This window comes from Micromonospora sp. WMMD714 (assembly GCF_029581315.1).
Classification (GTDB): domain Bacteria; phylum Actinomycetota; class Actinomycetes; order Mycobacteriales; family Micromonosporaceae; genus Micromonospora; species Micromonospora rifamycinica.
The window spans coordinates 1,855,843-1,871,879 of sequence record NZ_CP120744.1 but is presented as its reverse complement, the minus strand read 5'-3'; the positions used below and the strand labels follow the sequence as shown (position 1 = coordinate 1,871,879).

Sequence of the window (16,037 nt, the reverse complement as noted above, 5' to 3'; positions counted from 1 at the left end):
CACCGCCCCACCCCACCCGGCCGACCCGCCCGGCCACCCCGTCGACCCGCCCGGCCACCCCGTCGGCCCACCCGGTTGATCAAGAGCTTTACGCCAATTCGATCTCCACCGCTGACCCGAACCTCTTGATCACCCCACCAAAGCGCGCCCGCGACCACCCCAGACCGCCAGAGCGCGCCGGGAGGCGGACTGGGCCCGGTGATCAAGAGGTTTGGGTCATGTTGATCTTCAATCATGACGTAAAGCTCTTGATCAACTCGGGCAAGGGGGCGGGAGGGGAGAGGGAGGGGAGGGGGCGGAGGGGCGGGGGTCAGAGGATGGGGGGTGGGGAGTAGGTGGCGGCTTCGGGGTGGGCGGTGACGACCGTGGTGATGCGGCGGGTGATCGCGTCCACCTGGGCCTGGGCGGCACCGGTGAAGGTGGCGGGGTCGGCGACCAGGGTGTCGATCTCACTGCGGGTGAGGCCGAGGCGCGAGTCGGCGGCCAACCGGTCGAACAGGTCGTTGTCGGGGGCGCCCTTCTCCCGCATCGCGAGGGCCACCGCGACCGCGTGCTCCTTGATCACCTCGTGGGCGACCTCCCGGCCGACGCCCCGGCGCACCGCCGCCACCAGGATCCTGGTGGTGGCCAGGAAGGGCAGGAAGCGCTCCAGCTCCCGGCTGATCACCGCCGGGTACGCCCCGAACTCGTCGAGCACGGTGAGGAAGGTCTGGAACAGCCCGTCGGCGGCGAAGAAGGCGTCCGGCAGGGCCACCCGGCGGACCACCGAGCAGGAGACGTCCCCCTCGTTCCACTGGTCGCCGGCCAGCTCGCCGACCATCGACAGGTACCCCCGGATGATCACCGCGAAGCCGTTCACCCGCTCCGACGAACGGGTGTTCATCTTGTGCGGCATCGCGCTGGAGCCCACCTGGCCCGGCTTGAAACCCTCCGTGGCCAGCTCCTGACCGACCATCAGCCGGATCGTGGTGGCCAGCGACGACGGCGCGGCGGCCACCTGCGCGAGCGCGGAGAGCACGTCGAAGTCCAGCGAACGCGGGTAGACCTGCCCCACGCTGTCCAGCACCCGGGCGAAGCCGAGGTGACCGGCCACCCGACGCTCCAGCTCGGCGACCTTCTCCGCGTCCCCGTCGAAGAGGTCGAGCTGGTCGGCGGCGGTGCCCACCGGACCCTTGATGCCGCGCAGCGGGTAGCGGCCGATCAGGTCTTCCAGCCGCTCGTACGCGATCAGCAGCTCCTCGGCCGCCGAGGCGAAGCGCTTGCCCAGCGTGGTGGCCTGCGCGGCGACGTTGTGCGAGCGGCCGGTCAGCACCAGGCCGGAGTGCTCGTGGGCGAGCCAGGCCAGCCGGGCCAGCGCGGCGACCACCCGGTCCCGGATCAGCTCCAGCGAGGCGCGCACCTGGAGCTGCTCGACGTTCTCGGTGAGGTCGCGGGAGGTCATCCCCTTGTGCACGTGCTCGTGCCCGGCGAGCGCGCTGAACTCCTCGATCCGGGCCTTCACGTCGTGCCGGGTGACCCGCTCCCGCTCCGCGATCGACGCCAGGTCGACCTGGTCGACCACCCGCTCGTACGCCTCGACCACGCCGTCGGGCACCGCCACGCCGAGGTCCCGCTGGGCGCGGAGCACGGCGAGCCAGAGCCGCCGCTCCATCCGGACCTTCTCCTCCGGGGACCAGAGGGCGACCAGTTCGGGTGAGGCGTACCGGTGGGCGAGCACGTTCGGGATCGTCGTCACGTACCTCATTCTCGCCTACCCGACGACCGCCGCCCTGGTCGGGCCGACCAGGGGCGGAGCGGCAGGCCCTGCTGGCAGCGGCCGGCGGGGCCAGCCGGACCGCGCGGGCCACGCAGTTCGGCGTCAGACCTTCGGAATGTCGTGCACCGGCGCGGTGACCACGAGGGTCTTCGTCTGCTTGCCGTGCGCGTTGCGCGCCGTCAACGTGTACGTGTGCCGCTGGGTGTCACCCTCGCGACCCGAGCACGGGAAGGTGAGCTCCTCACTACCGGCCGACGGGTAGTCGGCGCGGTAGACGCCGGGGCCGTCGACCGACAGGGCCACCGAGGTCGCGCCGCCGACCTTCCACTCCATCCGCACCCCGCTGCCGGGGATCGGGTTGACGGTGGTGCCGGCTGGGCAGCTCGGCTTGCCGGTGACCCGGAAGTAGCTGATGGTGGGGCCGTTCGCCTTCGTACCGGGCGTGGCCCCGCCACCGCCGACCGTGGGGCTGCCGGTGGGTTCGGGTTCCCTGACCCCACTGCCCGAATTCCCGCCGTCGGTGGCCGTGCCGGTGTCCCCGCGACCGGTCGTCGCGGAGCCCAGCCCCGTCGAGCCACCGGCCGTCCCCTTCGCCCCGGCGGTCCGGGACCGCTTCGTGGTGGCGGTGCAACCGCCGGCCACGAGCATGACGGCAAGGGCGACGGCAGCGGTACGCAGCAGGGCACGACCAGGCATGACACTCCTCGACGGGGCACCGCCACCGGGACGTCCGGGCGGGCTGACACCACGGTAGAAAGCCCCGGCAACGCCTCCCTGAGCTGCGCGAACACTCAGCGGGCCACCACAGTGGTCAGCAACGGCACGGATCGTGAACGAACCCACCCGCGCGGGTCCACGGCGCACATCGAGGACTGTCAGATACGGAAACCGTAACGAAGCTCGTGCAGATGACTGCCCTTGATCAGCACCGACACCTCGACGGGCTGTTTCGTCGCGGTAAGAACCACCCGCAGTTGGCGCAGCACAGGCACGTACGGCGGCAGTGCCAGCCTCTCCACTTCCTCGGAGGTCGGCATCCGGGCCGACACGTGATCGACCACCTCGTGCTCCGGATGGCCGAGGTCCGCCAAGACCCGGGCGGCTCCGCCGCTGATCTTGCGGCGTTCGGCGAGTTCGGTGCCCCGCGCGATCGAGGCAGGGTAGTACGACCAGCACAACTCCGTCGGCTCTCCGCCGTGCAGCATCAGCCGCTGTCGGAGCACCACCGTGTCGTCGCTGCCCAGCGCCAGCAGCCGCGCCACCTCCGGGGAGGGCTCCACCTCCTCGACGGCGAGCAGGCGGTAGCTGACCCCGTTCGGCTGCGGCGTGAGATAAGCCGAAGCCTCCATGACAAGGGCATGGCGGTCGCGCACATAGACGCCTCTGCCCATCTCGCTGCGTACCGCTCCCTCCGCCTTCAATGCGGCAAGGGCCCGTTGAACAGTTGCCGTGGCAGCGGCATACCGTGTCGTCAGGGTGGGGATCGACGGCAGTTGAGAGCCGGCAGGCAGATCGCCAGACATGATGCGGGCACGGAGGTCGGCCGCGATCTGCTCATGCCGAGGACGGTCGTCGCCTGTGCTGGCCATGTGCCGCTCCCTCGATCCGCTATTCGACGATCAATTCGTACCGTAGGCGCCGGCCCTGCGGCACCATCGTCATGACGCTCAACTCGACAGGCACGCCCTCGGCGGTGCTGAGCAGCCGGGTCAGCCCGAGCACCCACTCTCCGGCCGTCAGCCCGAGCGTGCTCCGCTGGGATTCGGTGGGCTGCCGGGTGTAGACGTCCTCCGTGGCCCGCCCGGGACGATAGCCCAGCTCGGCGAGCAGACCGACCGCTCCTCCCCGGATCTTGCGGGGCTCACCCAAGGCGGTGCCACGAGCGATCGAGGCCGGGTAGTACGAGTCGGTCAACTCGACCGGTTGCCCGTCGAACATCATGAGCCGCCGTCGAACGACGACCGGCGCGTCGGCATCCACCAGCAGCGCTTCCGCCACCTCAGCCGTCGGCGACATCTCCGTCACCTCCAGCAGTCTCTGGGTGCCGAGCCCGCCCTGCTGCGCCGCCTCGGCGGCCCACGCGTCCCCACCTGCGCACGATCGGGGCGTCACGTAGGGCATCGAGACACTGATCCACTCGGGGCGACTCACCTTCGACTCCTCTGCACCGGCACTGGCCAAGGGTAGTTCAGCAGAAACGATCTACCCACCCATCCTTGATGCCTTATTGGATAGGCAGTAAGGTTGTCGACGCCAGTGAAGCTGCCCTGCGTGCATCCGCGAACGACAGGAGTGGAAGATGGGCGTCTATCGGTCGACGAACAGCCAGGTGTGGCACCGAGACGAGGCGGCGGCGATTGCGGCATGCCACGTCCTCGACAGCCACGTGCCCCATCCGGACAACCACCTCTGCCTGATCTGCCTGGTGCCAGGGCCGTGCCAGCCGGCGAACGCGGCGGCGAACTGCCTGGTCGACCTGGGTCGGCCGGTGCTGCCGCCCGATCAGCCGCGTCGGCGGGCCGGCTGGCGGGGCTGGTTCGGGCCACAACGACAGGGCACGCCCCGGCAGGCACCACTATTGACCTTCGCCTGGATGCTCCGGCTGTGCGCAGCCGCCACCGGGCCGCACTCCTCGGTGTCGTCATGACCGTCCGGCCGGTGGTCCCGTTCGGGATCGGCGACGTGGTTACGGTGGCCGAGCAGCACTACTGCTACGGGCTCGGCACCCTGACCCTACGGATCGTGGAGGTGGGCCGTCGGGAAGAACACAGCGACGGCCTGTGGATCCATCTGCGTGGCGTCGAACTGGGCCGTCCGTCCGGGGCACGGCAGCGGCGGGTGCTCGCCCGCCTGGAGGCGATCCGGATCCGGCCGGTGCCCGCCCTGGTCGCTCACGTACCGGCCCGCCCCGGCTGGCAGTGCACCGGATGCGGCGAGCCCTGGCCCTGCCGGGTCCGGCGCGACCGGCTACTCAGCGAGTACGCGGACGATCGCGCCGCCCTCGGCGTCTATCTCGGCCTGCAACTGGTCGAGGCGTTGACGGACCTCAGCCGTCAGCCGGCCGGCGACCTGCACACCCGCTTCCTCGGCTGGCTGCGGACGGGGTGAGCCCGTACGGGAGCCGACAGCTGACGGCTCAGCGTTCCAGGATGGCGGTGACGCCCTGCCCACCGGCCGCGCAGATTGAGATCAGCCCCCGGCCGCTGCCCTTCTCGGCGAGCAGCTTGGCCAGCGTCGCCACGATCCGGCCGCCGGTGGCGGCGAACGGGTGCCCGGCGGCGAGCGAGGAGCCGTTGACGTTGAGCCGGTCCCGGTCGATCGCGCCCAGCGGGGCGTCCCGCCCCAACCGGTCCTTGCCGAACTCCGGCGACTCCCACGCGGCCAGGGTGGCCAGCACCTGCGAGGCGAACGCCTCGTGGATCTCGTAGAAGTCGAAGTCCTGGAGGGTCAGCCCGGCCCGGTCCAGCATCCGGGGCACCGCGTAGGCCGGGGCCATCAGCAGCCCCTCGTCGCCGTGCACGAAGTCGACCGCCGCCGTCTCGGACCAGGAGAACCAGGCCAGCACGGGCAACTGGTGCTCGCGGGCCCACTGCTCGGAGGCGAGCAGCACGGTGGACGCGCCGTCGGTCAGCGGGGACGAGTTACCGGCGGTCATGGTGGCCTGATCGGCGTCCGGGCCCCGGCTGCCGAAGACCGGCCGGAGCGCGCCGAGCTTCTCCAGGGTGGTGTCGGGGCGGAGGTTCTGGTCCCGGGTCAGCCCCAGGTAGGGGGTCATCAGGTCGTCGAAGAACCCCCTGTCGTACGCGGCGGCGAGGCGCTGGTGCGAGCGGAGCGCCAGCTCGTCCTGGGCCTGCCGGTCGATCTGCCAACGCAGCGCCGTCCGGGCGGCGTGCTCGCCCATGGACAGCCCGGTGCGGGGCTCGGCGTTGCGCGGCAGCTCGGGCCGGAACGGCTGGTGCGGACGGAGCCTGGCGGCGATCTTCAGCCGCTCGCCGAGGGTCCGGGCGCTGTTGAGTCTGAGCAGGGTGCGGCGCATGTCCTCGTTGATCGCCAGCGGCGCGTCGGAGGTGGTGTCGACGCCACCGGCGATGCCCACGTCGAGCTGCCCGAGGGCGATCTTGTTGGCGACCAGGATGGCCGCCTCCAGGCCGGTGCCGCAGGCCTGCTGGATGTCGTACGCCGGGGTGTGCGGGTCGAGCTTCGAGCCGAGCACCACCTCCCGGGTCAGGTTGAAGTCCTTCGCGTGCTTGAGGACCGCGCCGGCGACCACCTCACCGACCCGCTGGCCGGCCAGCCCGAACCGGGCGATCAGCCCGTCCAGCGCCGCGCCGAGCAGGTCGGCGTTGGACGCGTCGGCGTACCGGGAGTTGGACCGGGCGAAGGGGATGCGGTTGCCGCCGATGACCGCGACCCGCCGGATGCTCTGCACGATCCCGCCTCCGTTTCAGGACTTGCCCACAACCTACTGGCCAGTAGGCTACGCCTATGACCGACAGGTACGCGAGCTTCGTCCGATCGGGGGCCGGCCGCGCGCTGGTCAAGCGCCTCGGCCTGCCCGACCCGCCGCGACTGCGCCGGTACGCGGTCGGCGACCCGCTGCTGCCCGGCCCGGTCCTGCTCGGCGCGGCCGACGGATCGAGGCTGGCGGCGCAGGTGGCCCGGCTGCTCCGGGACGCCGGGGTGGAGGTGGACGACGCCGGGGTGGAGGTGGACGACGCCGGAGTCGAGGGGGGCGACGCCCCGACGGGCAGCGCCCCGGACCCGGCCACCGGCCAGCCGCCGAGGAGAGGGGCGCTGGTCTACGACGCCACCGGCATCACCGACTCCACCGGCCTGCGCCAGCTCTACGACTTCTTCCACCCGCAGGCGCGCTCGGTCCTGCCCAGCGGCCGGGTGATCGTGCTGGGCACCCCGCCGGCCGGGTGCGGCTCCCCCCGGGAGGCCACCGCCCAGCGGTCCCTGGAGGGGCTCGTCCGCAGCATCGGCAAGGAGTTCGGTCGCGGCGTCACCGCCCAACTGGTGTACGTCACCCCGGACGGGGACGCCGGCACCGCGACCAGTCTGGAGGCGACCCTGCGGTTCCTGCTCTCCGGCCGCTCCGCGTACGTCTCGGGGCAGGTGGTCCGGGTGGGCACCGGGACCGCGACCGCCCCGGCGGACTGGAACCGGCCGCTGGCCGGGCAGGTGGTGCTGGTCACCGGCGCGGCCCGGGGCATCGGCGCGGCGGTGGCCCGGGTGCTGGCCCGCGACGGCGCGCAGGTCGTCGCGCTGGACGTCCCGGCAGCCGGGGACGCCCTCGCGGCGGTCGTCAACGAGATCGGCGGCACCGCCGTACAGCTCGACCTGACCGGCGCGGACGCGCCCGCCCGGCTCGCCGACCACCTGGCCGACCGGCACAGCCGGGTCGACGTGGTGGTGCACAATGCCGGCATCACCCGGGACCGGACGCTGGGTCGGATGGACGCCGACCGGTGGGACGCGGTGCTCGACGTCAACCTCTCCAGTCAGGAACGGATCAACGACGTGCTGTTGGAACGGGAGTTGATCCCCGAGGGCGGGCGGCTGGTCGCCGTCTCGTCGATCGCCGGGATCGCCGGCAACCGGGGCCAGACCAACTACGCGACCAGCAAGGCCGGGGTGATCGGCCTGGTCGACGCGCTCGCCCCGGCGCTGGCCGGGCGGGGGATCAGCGTCAACGCGGTCGCCCCCGGGTTCATCGAGACCCGGCTGACCGCCCGGGTTCCGCTGGTGATCCGGGAGGCGGGCCGCCGGATGAACAGCATGGCGCAGGGTGGCCTGCCGGTGGACGTCGCCGAGACGATCGGCTGGCTGGCCTGGCCGGCCTCGGGCGCGGTCAGCGGTAACGTGGTCCGGGTCTGCGGCCAGAGTCTGCTGGGGGCGTGATGGCACGGCGCAGGGACCGCCCGGAGGAGTCCGGCGACGGGGAGCTGTCGGTCGGCGACCTGATCGAGGGACCGACCGAGGTCATCTCACCGGCGGCGCTGGCCGCCGCCCGCACCGGGCGGGACCGGGTGGAGCTGGCCGCCGCCCGCACCGGGCGGGACCGGGTGGAGCTGCCTGCCCTGCCGAGGCCGGGCGCGCTCTACCGGCGGGCGTTGCGCGACGTGCTGCCCGGCCTCGGCCGGTCGGGCCGACCCGACGCCGTGCCCCCGGTCGAGCTGGCCGTCGCCGGGATCACCGTCGACCGGACGCACCTCGCCGGGTACGACCGGGTCTGCGGTTTCCGGCTGGCCGACACGCTGCCGGCGACCTACCCGCACGTGCTGGGGTTCCCGCTGGCGTTGCGGTTGATGACCCTGCCGGAGTTCCCCTTCCCGCTCGCCGGGGTGGTGCACGTGGACAACCGGATCACGGTGCACCGGCCGGTACCGGCCGACGTGCCGTGGGACTTCGTCGTCCACGCCGAGCACCTCCGACCGCACCCCCGGGGCCGGCAGGTCGACGTCGTCCTGGTCGGCTCGGTCGACGGCGAGGAGGTGTGGCGCGGGGTGTCGACGTACCTCGGCCGGGAGCGGGGGGCCGGCGGGGGTGCCGGGCGCGACCCGGGTGAGCGGCCCGAGCCGCCGGCCGCCACCGCGCACTGGCGGCTCACCCCCCGGGTGGGTACGGAGTACGCCCGGGTCTCCGGGGACCACAATCCGATCCACACCTCCCGGCTGGGGGCGCGGCTGTTCGGGTTCGGCCGACCGATCGCGCACGGCATGTGGAGCAAGGCCCGCTGCCTGGCCGCCCTGGAGAACCGGCTGCCGGCGGCGTACACCGTGGAGGTGGGGTTCAAGCTGCCGGTGCCGCTGCCGTCCACGGTGGCGTTCAGCGCCGTCCCGGGCCGGGACTTCGCCCTGCACGACGCGCGGACGGGACGTCCGCACCTGGTGGGCACCGTCCGCTGAACGACGCACGGCGGTTGCCGACCGCCGTTTCGTGAGCTAGGTTGTTCTCAGAACGAGTAATTCTCACTCTGAGAGGGACGCGGTGAACGAGCAGGAATTCCTCGCCGGTTACGACCCGAGCGCCTACCCCTCGACCGCGGTCACCGTGGACGTGGTGGCGCTGACCATCCGCGAGGGCGCGCTGCACCTGCTGCTGATCCGGCGCGGCCAACCGCCGTACCAGGGGCACTGGGCGCTGCCCGGCGGCTTCGTCCAGCCCGACGAGGACCTGACCACCGGGGCCCGCCGCGAGCTGGCCGAGGAGACCGGCCTCGGCGGCGACCGGCTGCGCCGCGTCCACCTGGAACAACTCGCCAGCTACGGCAGCCCGGACCGCGACCCGCGGATGCGGATCGTCTCCGTCGCCCACCTCGCCTTCGCCCCCGACCTGCCCGACCCGGTCGCCGACTCCGACGCCGACGAGGCCGGCTGGCTGCCGGTCACCGCCCTGCCCAGCCGGCAACTCGCCTTCGACCACGCCCGGATCGTCGACGACGGGCTGGAGCGGGCCCGCTCCAAGCTGGAGTACACCCCGCTGGCCACCCGCTTCCTCGGCCCCGAGTTCACCATCGCCGAGCTGCGCGGCGTCTACGAGACGGTGTGGGGTCACCCGCTGCACGCCGGCAACTTCCACCGCAAGGTGCTCTCCGTCCCCGGCTTCGTGGAGAGCACCGGCGTCAGCACCGAACGCGGCGGCACCCGGGGCGGCCCCCGCGCCCGCCTCTACCGGGCCGGCGACGCCCGGCTGCTGCACCCGGCGCTGCTGCGCCCCGCCCGGGAGGAGACCGTCCGGTGAGGACCGACGAGGCGATCCGGCTGGTGGCGGCGGCCCGCACCGACGCCGACCTGTTCGGCGTCGACACCCCGGCGCGGCGCTACCGCGAGCTGGTCGCGGCCCTGCACCCCGACCGGCTGGGCGCGCTCGACCATCGGGTACGCGCCGCCGCCACCGACGCGTTCGTCCAGGTCACCACCCGCTGGCAGGCCACCCGGACCGCCGCCCCCGGCGACCCGACCGGCACCCCCGGCGACCCGACGGCCGACTCCGGGCGACCGACACCGGACGGCCGCACCGCCACCGACGGGACCACCGTCGTGCTCGGCGGGTACCGGCTCGGCGCCCTCGCCCACCGCGGCGACCTGGCCGACCTCTACGACGTCGGGGCGGACCGCCTGCTCAAGCTGCCCCGCGACCCGGCCGACAACGACCTGCTGGCCCGCGAGGCGCACGTGCTGCGGCAGATCGAGGAGCGCGGCGACCCGCGCCACCTGCCGTACGTGCCCCGGCTGGTGGACAGCTTCCGGCACCGTGACGCGGCCAGCGGGGCGGAACGCCGGATCAGCGTGCTGGCCGCCGTGCCGGGGCTGCACGACCTCGACGCGGTCCGCCGGGCGTACCCCGACGGGCTGGACGCCCGGGACGCGGCCTGGATGTGGCGGCGGCTGCTGGTCGCCCTCGGCCTGGCCCACCGGGCCGGCGTGGTGCACGGCGCGGTGCTCCCCCGGCACGTGCTGATCGAGCCGGACGCGCACGGCGTGGTGCTCGTCGACTGGTGCTTCTCCGCCGTCGACGGCGGCATGGTCCCGGCACTGGTCCCCGGCCACGAGGACTGGTACCCGCCGGAGGTCACCGCCCGGCGGCCCGCCGGCCCCGGCACCGACCTGGCGATGGCCGCGGCGTGCATGAGCTGGCTGATGGGCGACCGCGCCCCCCGTGAACTGCGCGCCTTCGCCGACGGCTGCCGCCGCCCGGCGCTGGCCGCCCGACCCGACGACGCCTGGCGACTGCTGGGCGAACTCGACGAGGTGCTCGACCGGCTCTACGGGCCGCGCACCTTCCGACCGTTCACCCTCAACCCCTAGGGAGGCTGCCATGGGCAGCGGAATCTGGTCCACCGACGTGTACGACGCCGCCGACCGCTACCGGAAGAAGAAGGGCAAGAGCGCCTTCTCCTACAGCGACGGCGGCGCCCGCACCGTGCACCCGGCGCTCGACCCGCGCGACGCGCTCCGGGAGAGCCGGGACTCGACCGAGCACCCGCAGTCGACACCCATCGCGGTGCTGTTCGACGTGACCGGCTCGATGGGGCACGTGCCCCGCACCCTCCAGGCCAAGCTGCCGCAGCTGCTCGGGCTGCTGCTGCGCCAGGGCTACGCCCGCGACCCGCAGGTGCTGTTCGGCGCGATCGGCGACGCCACCTGCGACCGGGTGCCGTTGCAGGTGGGGCAGTTCGAGTCCGACAACCGGATGGACGACGACCTCGGCCGGATCGTGCTGGAGGGTGGCGGCGGCGGTCAGATGACCGAGTCGTACGAGCTGGCGATGTACTTCATGGCCCGGCACACGGTCACCGACAGCTGGGAGAAGCGGGGCCGGCGCGGTTACCTGTTCATCATCGGCGACGAGCTGGCGTACCCCCGGGTGAGCCGGCGGGAGGTGGGCCGGCTGATCGGCGACGACCTCGGCGAGGACGTGCCGCTGCGGCAGATCGTCGACGAGGTGACCCGCCGCTGGGACACCTACTACCTGCTCCCCGCCGGCAGCCACTACGCCGGCAACGCCAAGGTGCTCGACTTCTGGCGGGACCTGCTCGGGCAGCGCGCCGTCGTCCTCGACGACCTGGACGCGGTCTGCGAGACCATCGCGCTCACCGTCGGCCTCGGCGAGCAGGCCATCGACCTGGACGAGGGGCTGCGCGACCTGGACCGGGCCGGCTCCACCGCCGGCCGTACCGTGTCCAAGGCGCTGGCCCCGCTGGGCGGCGGCCGGCGCACCGAGGTCTCCACGCTGCCCACCACGCCGCACCGCGCCGGTGGGGTGACCCGGCTGTGACCGCCCTCCCCGCCCCCGGAGAGCCCGGCCGGCACGTGATCGTGGTCGACCTCGGTTACGGCGACGCCGGCAAGGGAACCGTCGTGGACTGGCTCTGCGCGACCCGCCACGTGCACACCGTGGTGCGGTTCAACGGGGGTGCGCAGGCCGCCCACAACGTGGTACGGCCCGACGGCCGGCACCACACGTTCGCCCAGTTCGGGGCGGGGACGTTCCACCCCGGGGTACGCACCCACCTGGCCCGGCAGCAGGTGGTGGACCCGCTGGCGCTGGCCGCCGAGGCCGACCACCTCGCCTCGGTCGGGGTGCCCGACGCCCTCGACCGGCTGACCGTCGACGGGGAGGCGCTGCTGGCCACGCCGTACCACCGGGCCGCCAACCGGCTCCGGGAGATCGCCCGGGGGGCCGCCCGGCACGGCTCCTGCGGGCTGGGGGTGGGCGAGTCCGTCCGGTACGGGCTCGCCCACCCCGATGAGGCCCCCCGGGTGGCCGACTGCCGGGATCCGGAGCTGCTGCGCCACCGGCTCACCGTGCTCCGGGACCGGCTCACCGCCGAACTCGGCCCGCTGGACGCCCCGCCGGTGGCGGACTGCCTGCCGGCGTTCACCGGCTTCGCCGACCGGGTGGCGATCGTCGACCGGTCGTACCTGGCCGGGGTGTTGCGGGCCGGGGCCTGCGTCTTCGAGGGGGCGCAGGGGGTGCTGCTGGACGAGTGGCACGGCTTCCACCCGTACACCACGTGGAGCACCACCACCTTCGCCAACGCCGAGACGCTGCTCGCCGAGGCGGGGGCGGCCGGGTCGGCGTACCGGCTGGGGGTGGTGCGGACGGTGACCACCCGGCACGGGCCGGGTCCGCTGGTCACCGAGGACCGGTCCCTGCCGCTGACCGACCCGCACAACCCGACCAACCCGTGGCAGGGCCGGTTCCGGTTCGGCCACTTCGACGCCGTGGCCCACCGGTACGCCCTGGACGCGGCCGGTGGGGTGGACGGGCTCGCCCTCACCCACCTCGACCTGACCGGCCCCGGCCCGGACCGGCCCGCGCTGCGGCTCTGCCGCCGCTACGAGGGCGTCGACCGGTTGCGTCCCGGCCCGCCCGGTGACCTGGACCGGCAGGCGGCCCTCACCGCCCGGCTGCTGCGGGCCCGCCCGGTGTACGACGCCCCGCCCGCCGACTGGCCGGCGGCGGTGGCCGGGGCGCTGGCCGCCCCGGTGGTGCTCACCTCACACGGCCCCACCGCCGCCGACAAGCGCGAACACCCCGCGCCGACCCCGGCCCGCCCGGTGGGCTGATCCGCCGACTCGGCCCCGGACCACGGGCTGATCACCGACTCGACCCCGGACCGCGGGCTGATCCGCCGACTCGGCCCCGGGCGGGTCGTCCAGCGTCGAGCATGGGGGCATGCAGTCGGTGCTCGACCTGCTCCACCACACCGTCACCTCACCCTGGGTGTACCTGGTGATCATCGTGGTGACCGCGGTCGACGCGTTCCTCCCGGTGGTACCCGGCGAGACCGTGGTGATCACCGCCGGGGTCTTCGCCGCCAGCGGGGAGCCGAACCTGGCCGCCGTGGTCACCGCGGCGGCGTTCGGCGCACTCGTCGGCGACCACGTCTCGTACGGCATCGGCCGGGGCGGCGGGGCACGCCGGCTGGCCTGCTCGCCCGACGGCAGCCGGCGGCGGGCCGGCTCGGACTGGGCCCGTCGCGCGGTGGACCGGCGGGGTGGCTCGATACTCACCACCTCCCGTTTCGTCCCCGGTGGCCGGACCGCCGTCACGCTCGCCATGGGCGCCGTCCGGTACCCGCTCCCCCGCTTCCTGCTCTTCGACGCCGTCGCCGCGCTGGTCTGGAGCGGGTACTGCGGCCTGCTCGGCTACTTCGGCGGGCTGACCTTCGAGCGGGATCCGCTCCGGGGCCTGCTCGTCGGGGTCGGTCTCTCGCTGGCCGTCACCGGGCTGTTGGAGCTGGCCCGCTGGCTGCGCTACCGCGCCGCCACCCGCCGCTGAGCCGACCGCTGCCGAGAGGTCAGTCGTCGGCCGGGGGCCGCCAGGTGACGCCGTCGAGGAGTTGGGCGGCACCGAGCCAGGCGACGTTCATCATCCGGGTGGCGGTCCGCTCCGGCTCGGCCTCCGGATGGTCGGCCAGCCAGTCCGCCAGCGACTCGCCCGCGCCGACCAGGGCGTACGCGACGACCTCCAGCTCGGTCGCGGCGATCTCCCGGCCCCGGGCGCGCAGCGCGTGGTCGAACATGCCGGCGACCACCTCGACCAGCCGGGCGCGCATCGCGGCCAGTTCGGTGGCGAACGGCGGGGCGCCCCGGGCCTGCCGGTAGAGCACGGCCCAGCCGTCGCGGTGTGCGCCGACGAAGCCGAAGAAGGCCCGCAGGCCGCGCCAGAGCCGCTGGTCGGCCGGGAGGTCGGGGTCGGCGGCCCCGGCGATGGTCAGCATCATCCGGGCCGCCTCCCGGTGCAGGCAGGCGATGAAGAGCTCCTCCTTGGTGCCGAGGTACGCGTAGACCATCGGTTTGGAGATGCCCGCGTCCTCGGCGATCTCGTCCATGCTGGCGGCGTGGAACCCGCGCCGGGAGAAGACCTTCACCGCCGCGTCGAGCATCTGCTGCTCGCGTACGGCCCGGGGGAGGCGCTTGAAGCTGGGGGTGCTGGACACCCTTGCGAGCATACCTACTCGTGCGTAAGGTTACGCCAGAGTAACCAGAACCGGTCCGCCCCGAGAGGTGCAACTTCCATGACTGACTTCGACCCGGCCAACTTCGCCCACTACGGCCCGAAGGAGTTCGCCCAGCTGGTCAAGTCCACCCCGGACGACAAGATCGCCGAGGTGATGTCCGGCGACCTGCGCGGCAAGGTGCTCAACGAGGTCTTCGGCCGGATGCCGCAGATCTTCCGCGCCGACCGCGCCGGTGCCACCAACGCGGTCCTGCACTGGAACATCACCGGCCGTCCCGACGGTGGCACCGACACCTACGAGATCGTCATCGAGAACGGCACCTGCGCCGTCTCGGAGACCCCCGCCCGTGACCCGAAGCTCAGCCTCACCATGGGTCCGGTCGAGTTCCTCAGGATCGTCTCCGGCGGGGCCAACCCGGTGATGATGTTCATGACCGGCAAGCTCAAGGCCAAGGGCGACCTGGGCCTGGCCGCCAACATCGCCAACCTGTTCGACATCCCCAAGGCCTGACCGTGGCCGAGTTCTCGCTCGACCTGAACGAGGAACAGCGGGACCTGCGGGACTGGGTGCACGGCTTCGCCGCCGAGGTCGTGCGCCCGGCCGCCGCCGAGTGGGACGCCCGGGAGGAGACCCCCTGGCCGGTCATCCAGGAGGCGGCGAAGATCGGCCTCTACGGCTTCGAGTTCCTCGCCACCTGCTGGGCCGACCCCACCGGCCTGTCCCTGCCGATCGCCAGTGAGGAACTCTTCTGGGGCGACGCGGGCATCGGCCTGAGCATCTTCGGCACCTCCCTCGCGGTCGCCGCCATCTACGGCGCCGGCACCCCCGACCAGCTCGTCGAATGGGTGCCGCAGTGCTTCGGCACCGTCGACGAGCCCGCCGTCGCCGCGTTCTGCACCACCGAGCCGGAGGCCGGCTCGGACGTCGCGGCGATGCGCAGCCGGGCCGTCTACGACGAGGCCACCGACGAGTGGGTGCTGCGCGGGCAGAAGGCGTACGCCACCAACGGCGGGATCGCCCGCGTGCACGTGGTGACCGCCTCCGTCGCGCCCGAACTGGGCTCGCGCGGGCAGGCCGCGTTCGTCGTACCGCCGGGGACGGCCGGGCTGCACGCGACCCGCAAGCTGAAGAAGCTCGGCCTGCGCGCCTCGCACACCGCCGACGTCTTCCTCGACGACGTCCGGGTGCCGGGGCGCTGCCTGCTCGGCGGCCGGGAGGCGCTGGAGGAGCGGCTGGCCCGCGCCCGGTCCGGCCAGCGGGCCAGCGGCCAGGCCGCGATGCGTACCTTCGAGCTGTCCCGGCCGACCGTCGGCGCGCAGGCGCTCGGCGTCGCCCGGGCCGCCTACGAGTACGCCCTCGACTACGCGAAGGAACGGGTCCAGTTCGGTCGGCCGATCATCGAGAACCAGGCCGTCGCGTTCGCCCTGGTCGACATGAGGACGGAGATCGACGCCGCCCGGCTGCTGGTCTGGCGGGCCTCCTGGATGGGCCGCAACAACCGGCCGTTCACCGCCGGCGAGGGCTCGATGTCCAAGCTCAAGGCGGGCGAGGTGGCCGTCTCGGTGACCGACCGGGCGGTGCAGCTCCTCGGCGGGGCCGGCTTCCTGCGCGACCACCCGGTCGAGCGCTGGTACCGGGACGCCAAGATCTACACCATCTTCGAGGGCACCTCGGAGATCCAGCGGCTGGTCATCTCCCGCGCCATCTCCGGCCTCCAGATCCGCTGACCGTCGCCGCCGGTCGACAGGCCGGTCACCCCCCGTCCACGCTGGGCGGCCCCCGCCCCGCGGCGGTTGGGCCGCCCAC

General features: G+C 73.4%; 17 protein-coding genes. 11 read left to right on the top strand and 6 right to left on the bottom strand.

Annotated elements, in window-relative coordinates:
* Window positions 1-310: 310 nt before the first annotated feature.
* From purB to O7625_RS08365, 4 genes are all read right to left on the bottom strand, one after another.
* Window positions 311-1,735, bottom strand: a complete 1,425-nt coding sequence (gene purB, locus O7625_RS08380) for an adenylosuccinate lyase (protein WP_282345306.1) — start codon at window positions 1,733-1,735, stop codon at window positions 311-313.
* Between the two features lie 123 nt (window positions 1,736-1,858).
* Window positions 1,859-2,452 carry a hypothetical protein gene (locus tag O7625_RS08375; protein ID WP_282345305.1) on the bottom strand — a complete coding sequence of 198 codons (594 nt, stop codon included), beginning with the start codon at window positions 2,450-2,452 and terminating at the stop codon, window positions 1,859-1,861.
* Window positions 2,453-2,631: 179 nt separating this feature from the next.
* Complete coding sequence (locus O7625_RS08370) at window positions 2,632-3,345, bottom strand: GntR family transcriptional regulator (protein ID WP_282345304.1); 714 nt, start codon at window positions 3,343-3,345, stop codon at window positions 2,632-2,634.
* Between the two features lie 19 nt (window positions 3,346-3,364).
* Complete coding sequence (locus tag O7625_RS08365) at window positions 3,365-3,907, bottom strand: UTRA domain-containing protein (protein ID WP_282345303.1); 543 nt, start codon at window positions 3,905-3,907, stop codon at window positions 3,365-3,367.
* Window positions 3,908-4,055: 148 nt separating this feature from the next.
* Between O7625_RS08365 and O7625_RS08360 the strand changes: the two genes are divergently transcribed.
* Window positions 4,056-4,403, top strand: coding sequence for a hypothetical protein (locus tag O7625_RS08360; protein WP_282345302.1), 348 nt, complete (start codon window positions 4,056-4,058; stop codon window positions 4,401-4,403).
* On the top strand, window positions 4,400-4,864 hold the full coding sequence (locus O7625_RS08355) for a hypothetical protein (protein WP_282345301.1): 465 nt from the start codon (window positions 4,400-4,402) through the stop codon (window positions 4,862-4,864). The genes O7625_RS08360 and O7625_RS08355 overlap by 4 nt, the downstream gene beginning before the upstream one ends.
* Window positions 4,865-4,892: 28 nt before the next feature.
* On the opposite strand, the gene O7625_RS08350 is transcribed toward O7625_RS08355, so the two are convergent.
* Window positions 4,893-6,185 carry an acetyl-CoA C-acetyltransferase gene (locus tag O7625_RS08350; RefSeq protein WP_282345300.1) on the bottom strand — a complete coding sequence of 431 codons (1,293 nt, stop codon included), beginning with the start codon at window positions 6,183-6,185 and terminating at the stop codon, window positions 4,893-4,895.
* Window positions 6,186-6,241: 56 nt separating this feature from the next.
* On the opposite strand from O7625_RS08350, the gene O7625_RS08345 reads away from it, so the two are divergent.
* From O7625_RS08345 to O7625_RS08315, 7 genes are all read left to right on the top strand, one after another.
* A complete protein-coding gene (locus tag O7625_RS08345) occupies window positions 6,242-7,660 on the top strand; it encodes a 3-oxoacyl-ACP reductase (protein ID WP_282345299.1) in 1,419 nt (472 codons plus the stop codon).
* The gene (locus tag O7625_RS08340) at window positions 7,660-8,667 is read left to right on the top strand and encodes a MaoC/PaaZ C-terminal domain-containing protein (protein ID WP_282345298.1); all 1,008 of its coding nucleotides are present in this window, start codon (window positions 7,660-7,662) and stop codon (window positions 8,665-8,667) included. Before O7625_RS08345 ends, O7625_RS08340 begins: the two co-directional genes overlap by 1 nt.
* Before the next feature lie 82 nt (window positions 8,668-8,749).
* Window positions 8,750-9,502 (top strand): NUDIX domain-containing protein, encoded by a 753-nt coding sequence (locus tag O7625_RS08335; protein WP_067303273.1) that lies wholly within the window; start codon window positions 8,750-8,752, stop codon window positions 9,500-9,502.
* On the top strand, window positions 9,499-10,569 hold the full coding sequence (locus tag O7625_RS08330) for a serine/threonine protein kinase (RefSeq protein ID WP_282345297.1): 1,071 nt from the start codon (window positions 9,499-9,501) through the stop codon (window positions 10,567-10,569). Before O7625_RS08335 ends, O7625_RS08330 begins: the two co-directional genes overlap by 4 nt.
* 10 nt (window positions 10,570-10,579) lie before the next feature.
* Complete coding sequence (locus O7625_RS08325; RefSeq protein ID WP_282345296.1) at window positions 10,580-11,539, top strand: hypothetical protein; 960 nt, start codon at window positions 10,580-10,582, stop codon at window positions 11,537-11,539.
* Complete coding sequence (locus O7625_RS08320; protein ID WP_282345295.1) at window positions 11,536-12,834, top strand: adenylosuccinate synthetase; 1,299 nt, start codon at window positions 11,536-11,538, stop codon at window positions 12,832-12,834. The genes O7625_RS08325 and O7625_RS08320 overlap by 4 nt, the downstream gene beginning before the upstream one ends.
* A gap of 109 nt (window positions 12,835-12,943) precedes the next feature.
* A complete protein-coding gene (locus O7625_RS08315; protein ID WP_282345294.1) occupies window positions 12,944-13,549 on the top strand; it encodes a DedA family protein in 606 nt (201 codons plus the stop codon).
* Window positions 13,550-13,568: 19 nt separating this feature from the next.
* Here O7625_RS08315 and O7625_RS08310 read toward each other — a convergent pair whose 3' ends face one another.
* Window positions 13,569-14,210, bottom strand: coding sequence for a TetR/AcrR family transcriptional regulator (locus tag O7625_RS08310; protein ID WP_282345293.1), 642 nt, complete (start codon window positions 14,208-14,210; stop codon window positions 13,569-13,571).
* 78 nt (window positions 14,211-14,288) lie between these two features.
* Here O7625_RS08310 and O7625_RS08305 point away from each other — a divergent pair, with 78 nt between their 5' ends.
* Together O7625_RS08305 and O7625_RS08300 are read left to right on the top strand one after the other, a co-directional pair.
* Complete coding sequence (locus tag O7625_RS08305; protein ID WP_067303257.1) at window positions 14,289-14,741, top strand: SCP2 sterol-binding domain-containing protein; 453 nt, start codon at window positions 14,289-14,291, stop codon at window positions 14,739-14,741.
* A 2-nt stretch (window positions 14,742-14,743) separates the two neighbouring features.
* Window positions 14,744-15,958, top strand: coding sequence for an acyl-CoA dehydrogenase family protein (locus tag O7625_RS08300; RefSeq protein ID WP_282345292.1), 1,215 nt, complete (start codon window positions 14,744-14,746; stop codon window positions 15,956-15,958).
* The last annotated feature ends 79 nt before the right edge of the window (window positions 15,959-16,037 follow it).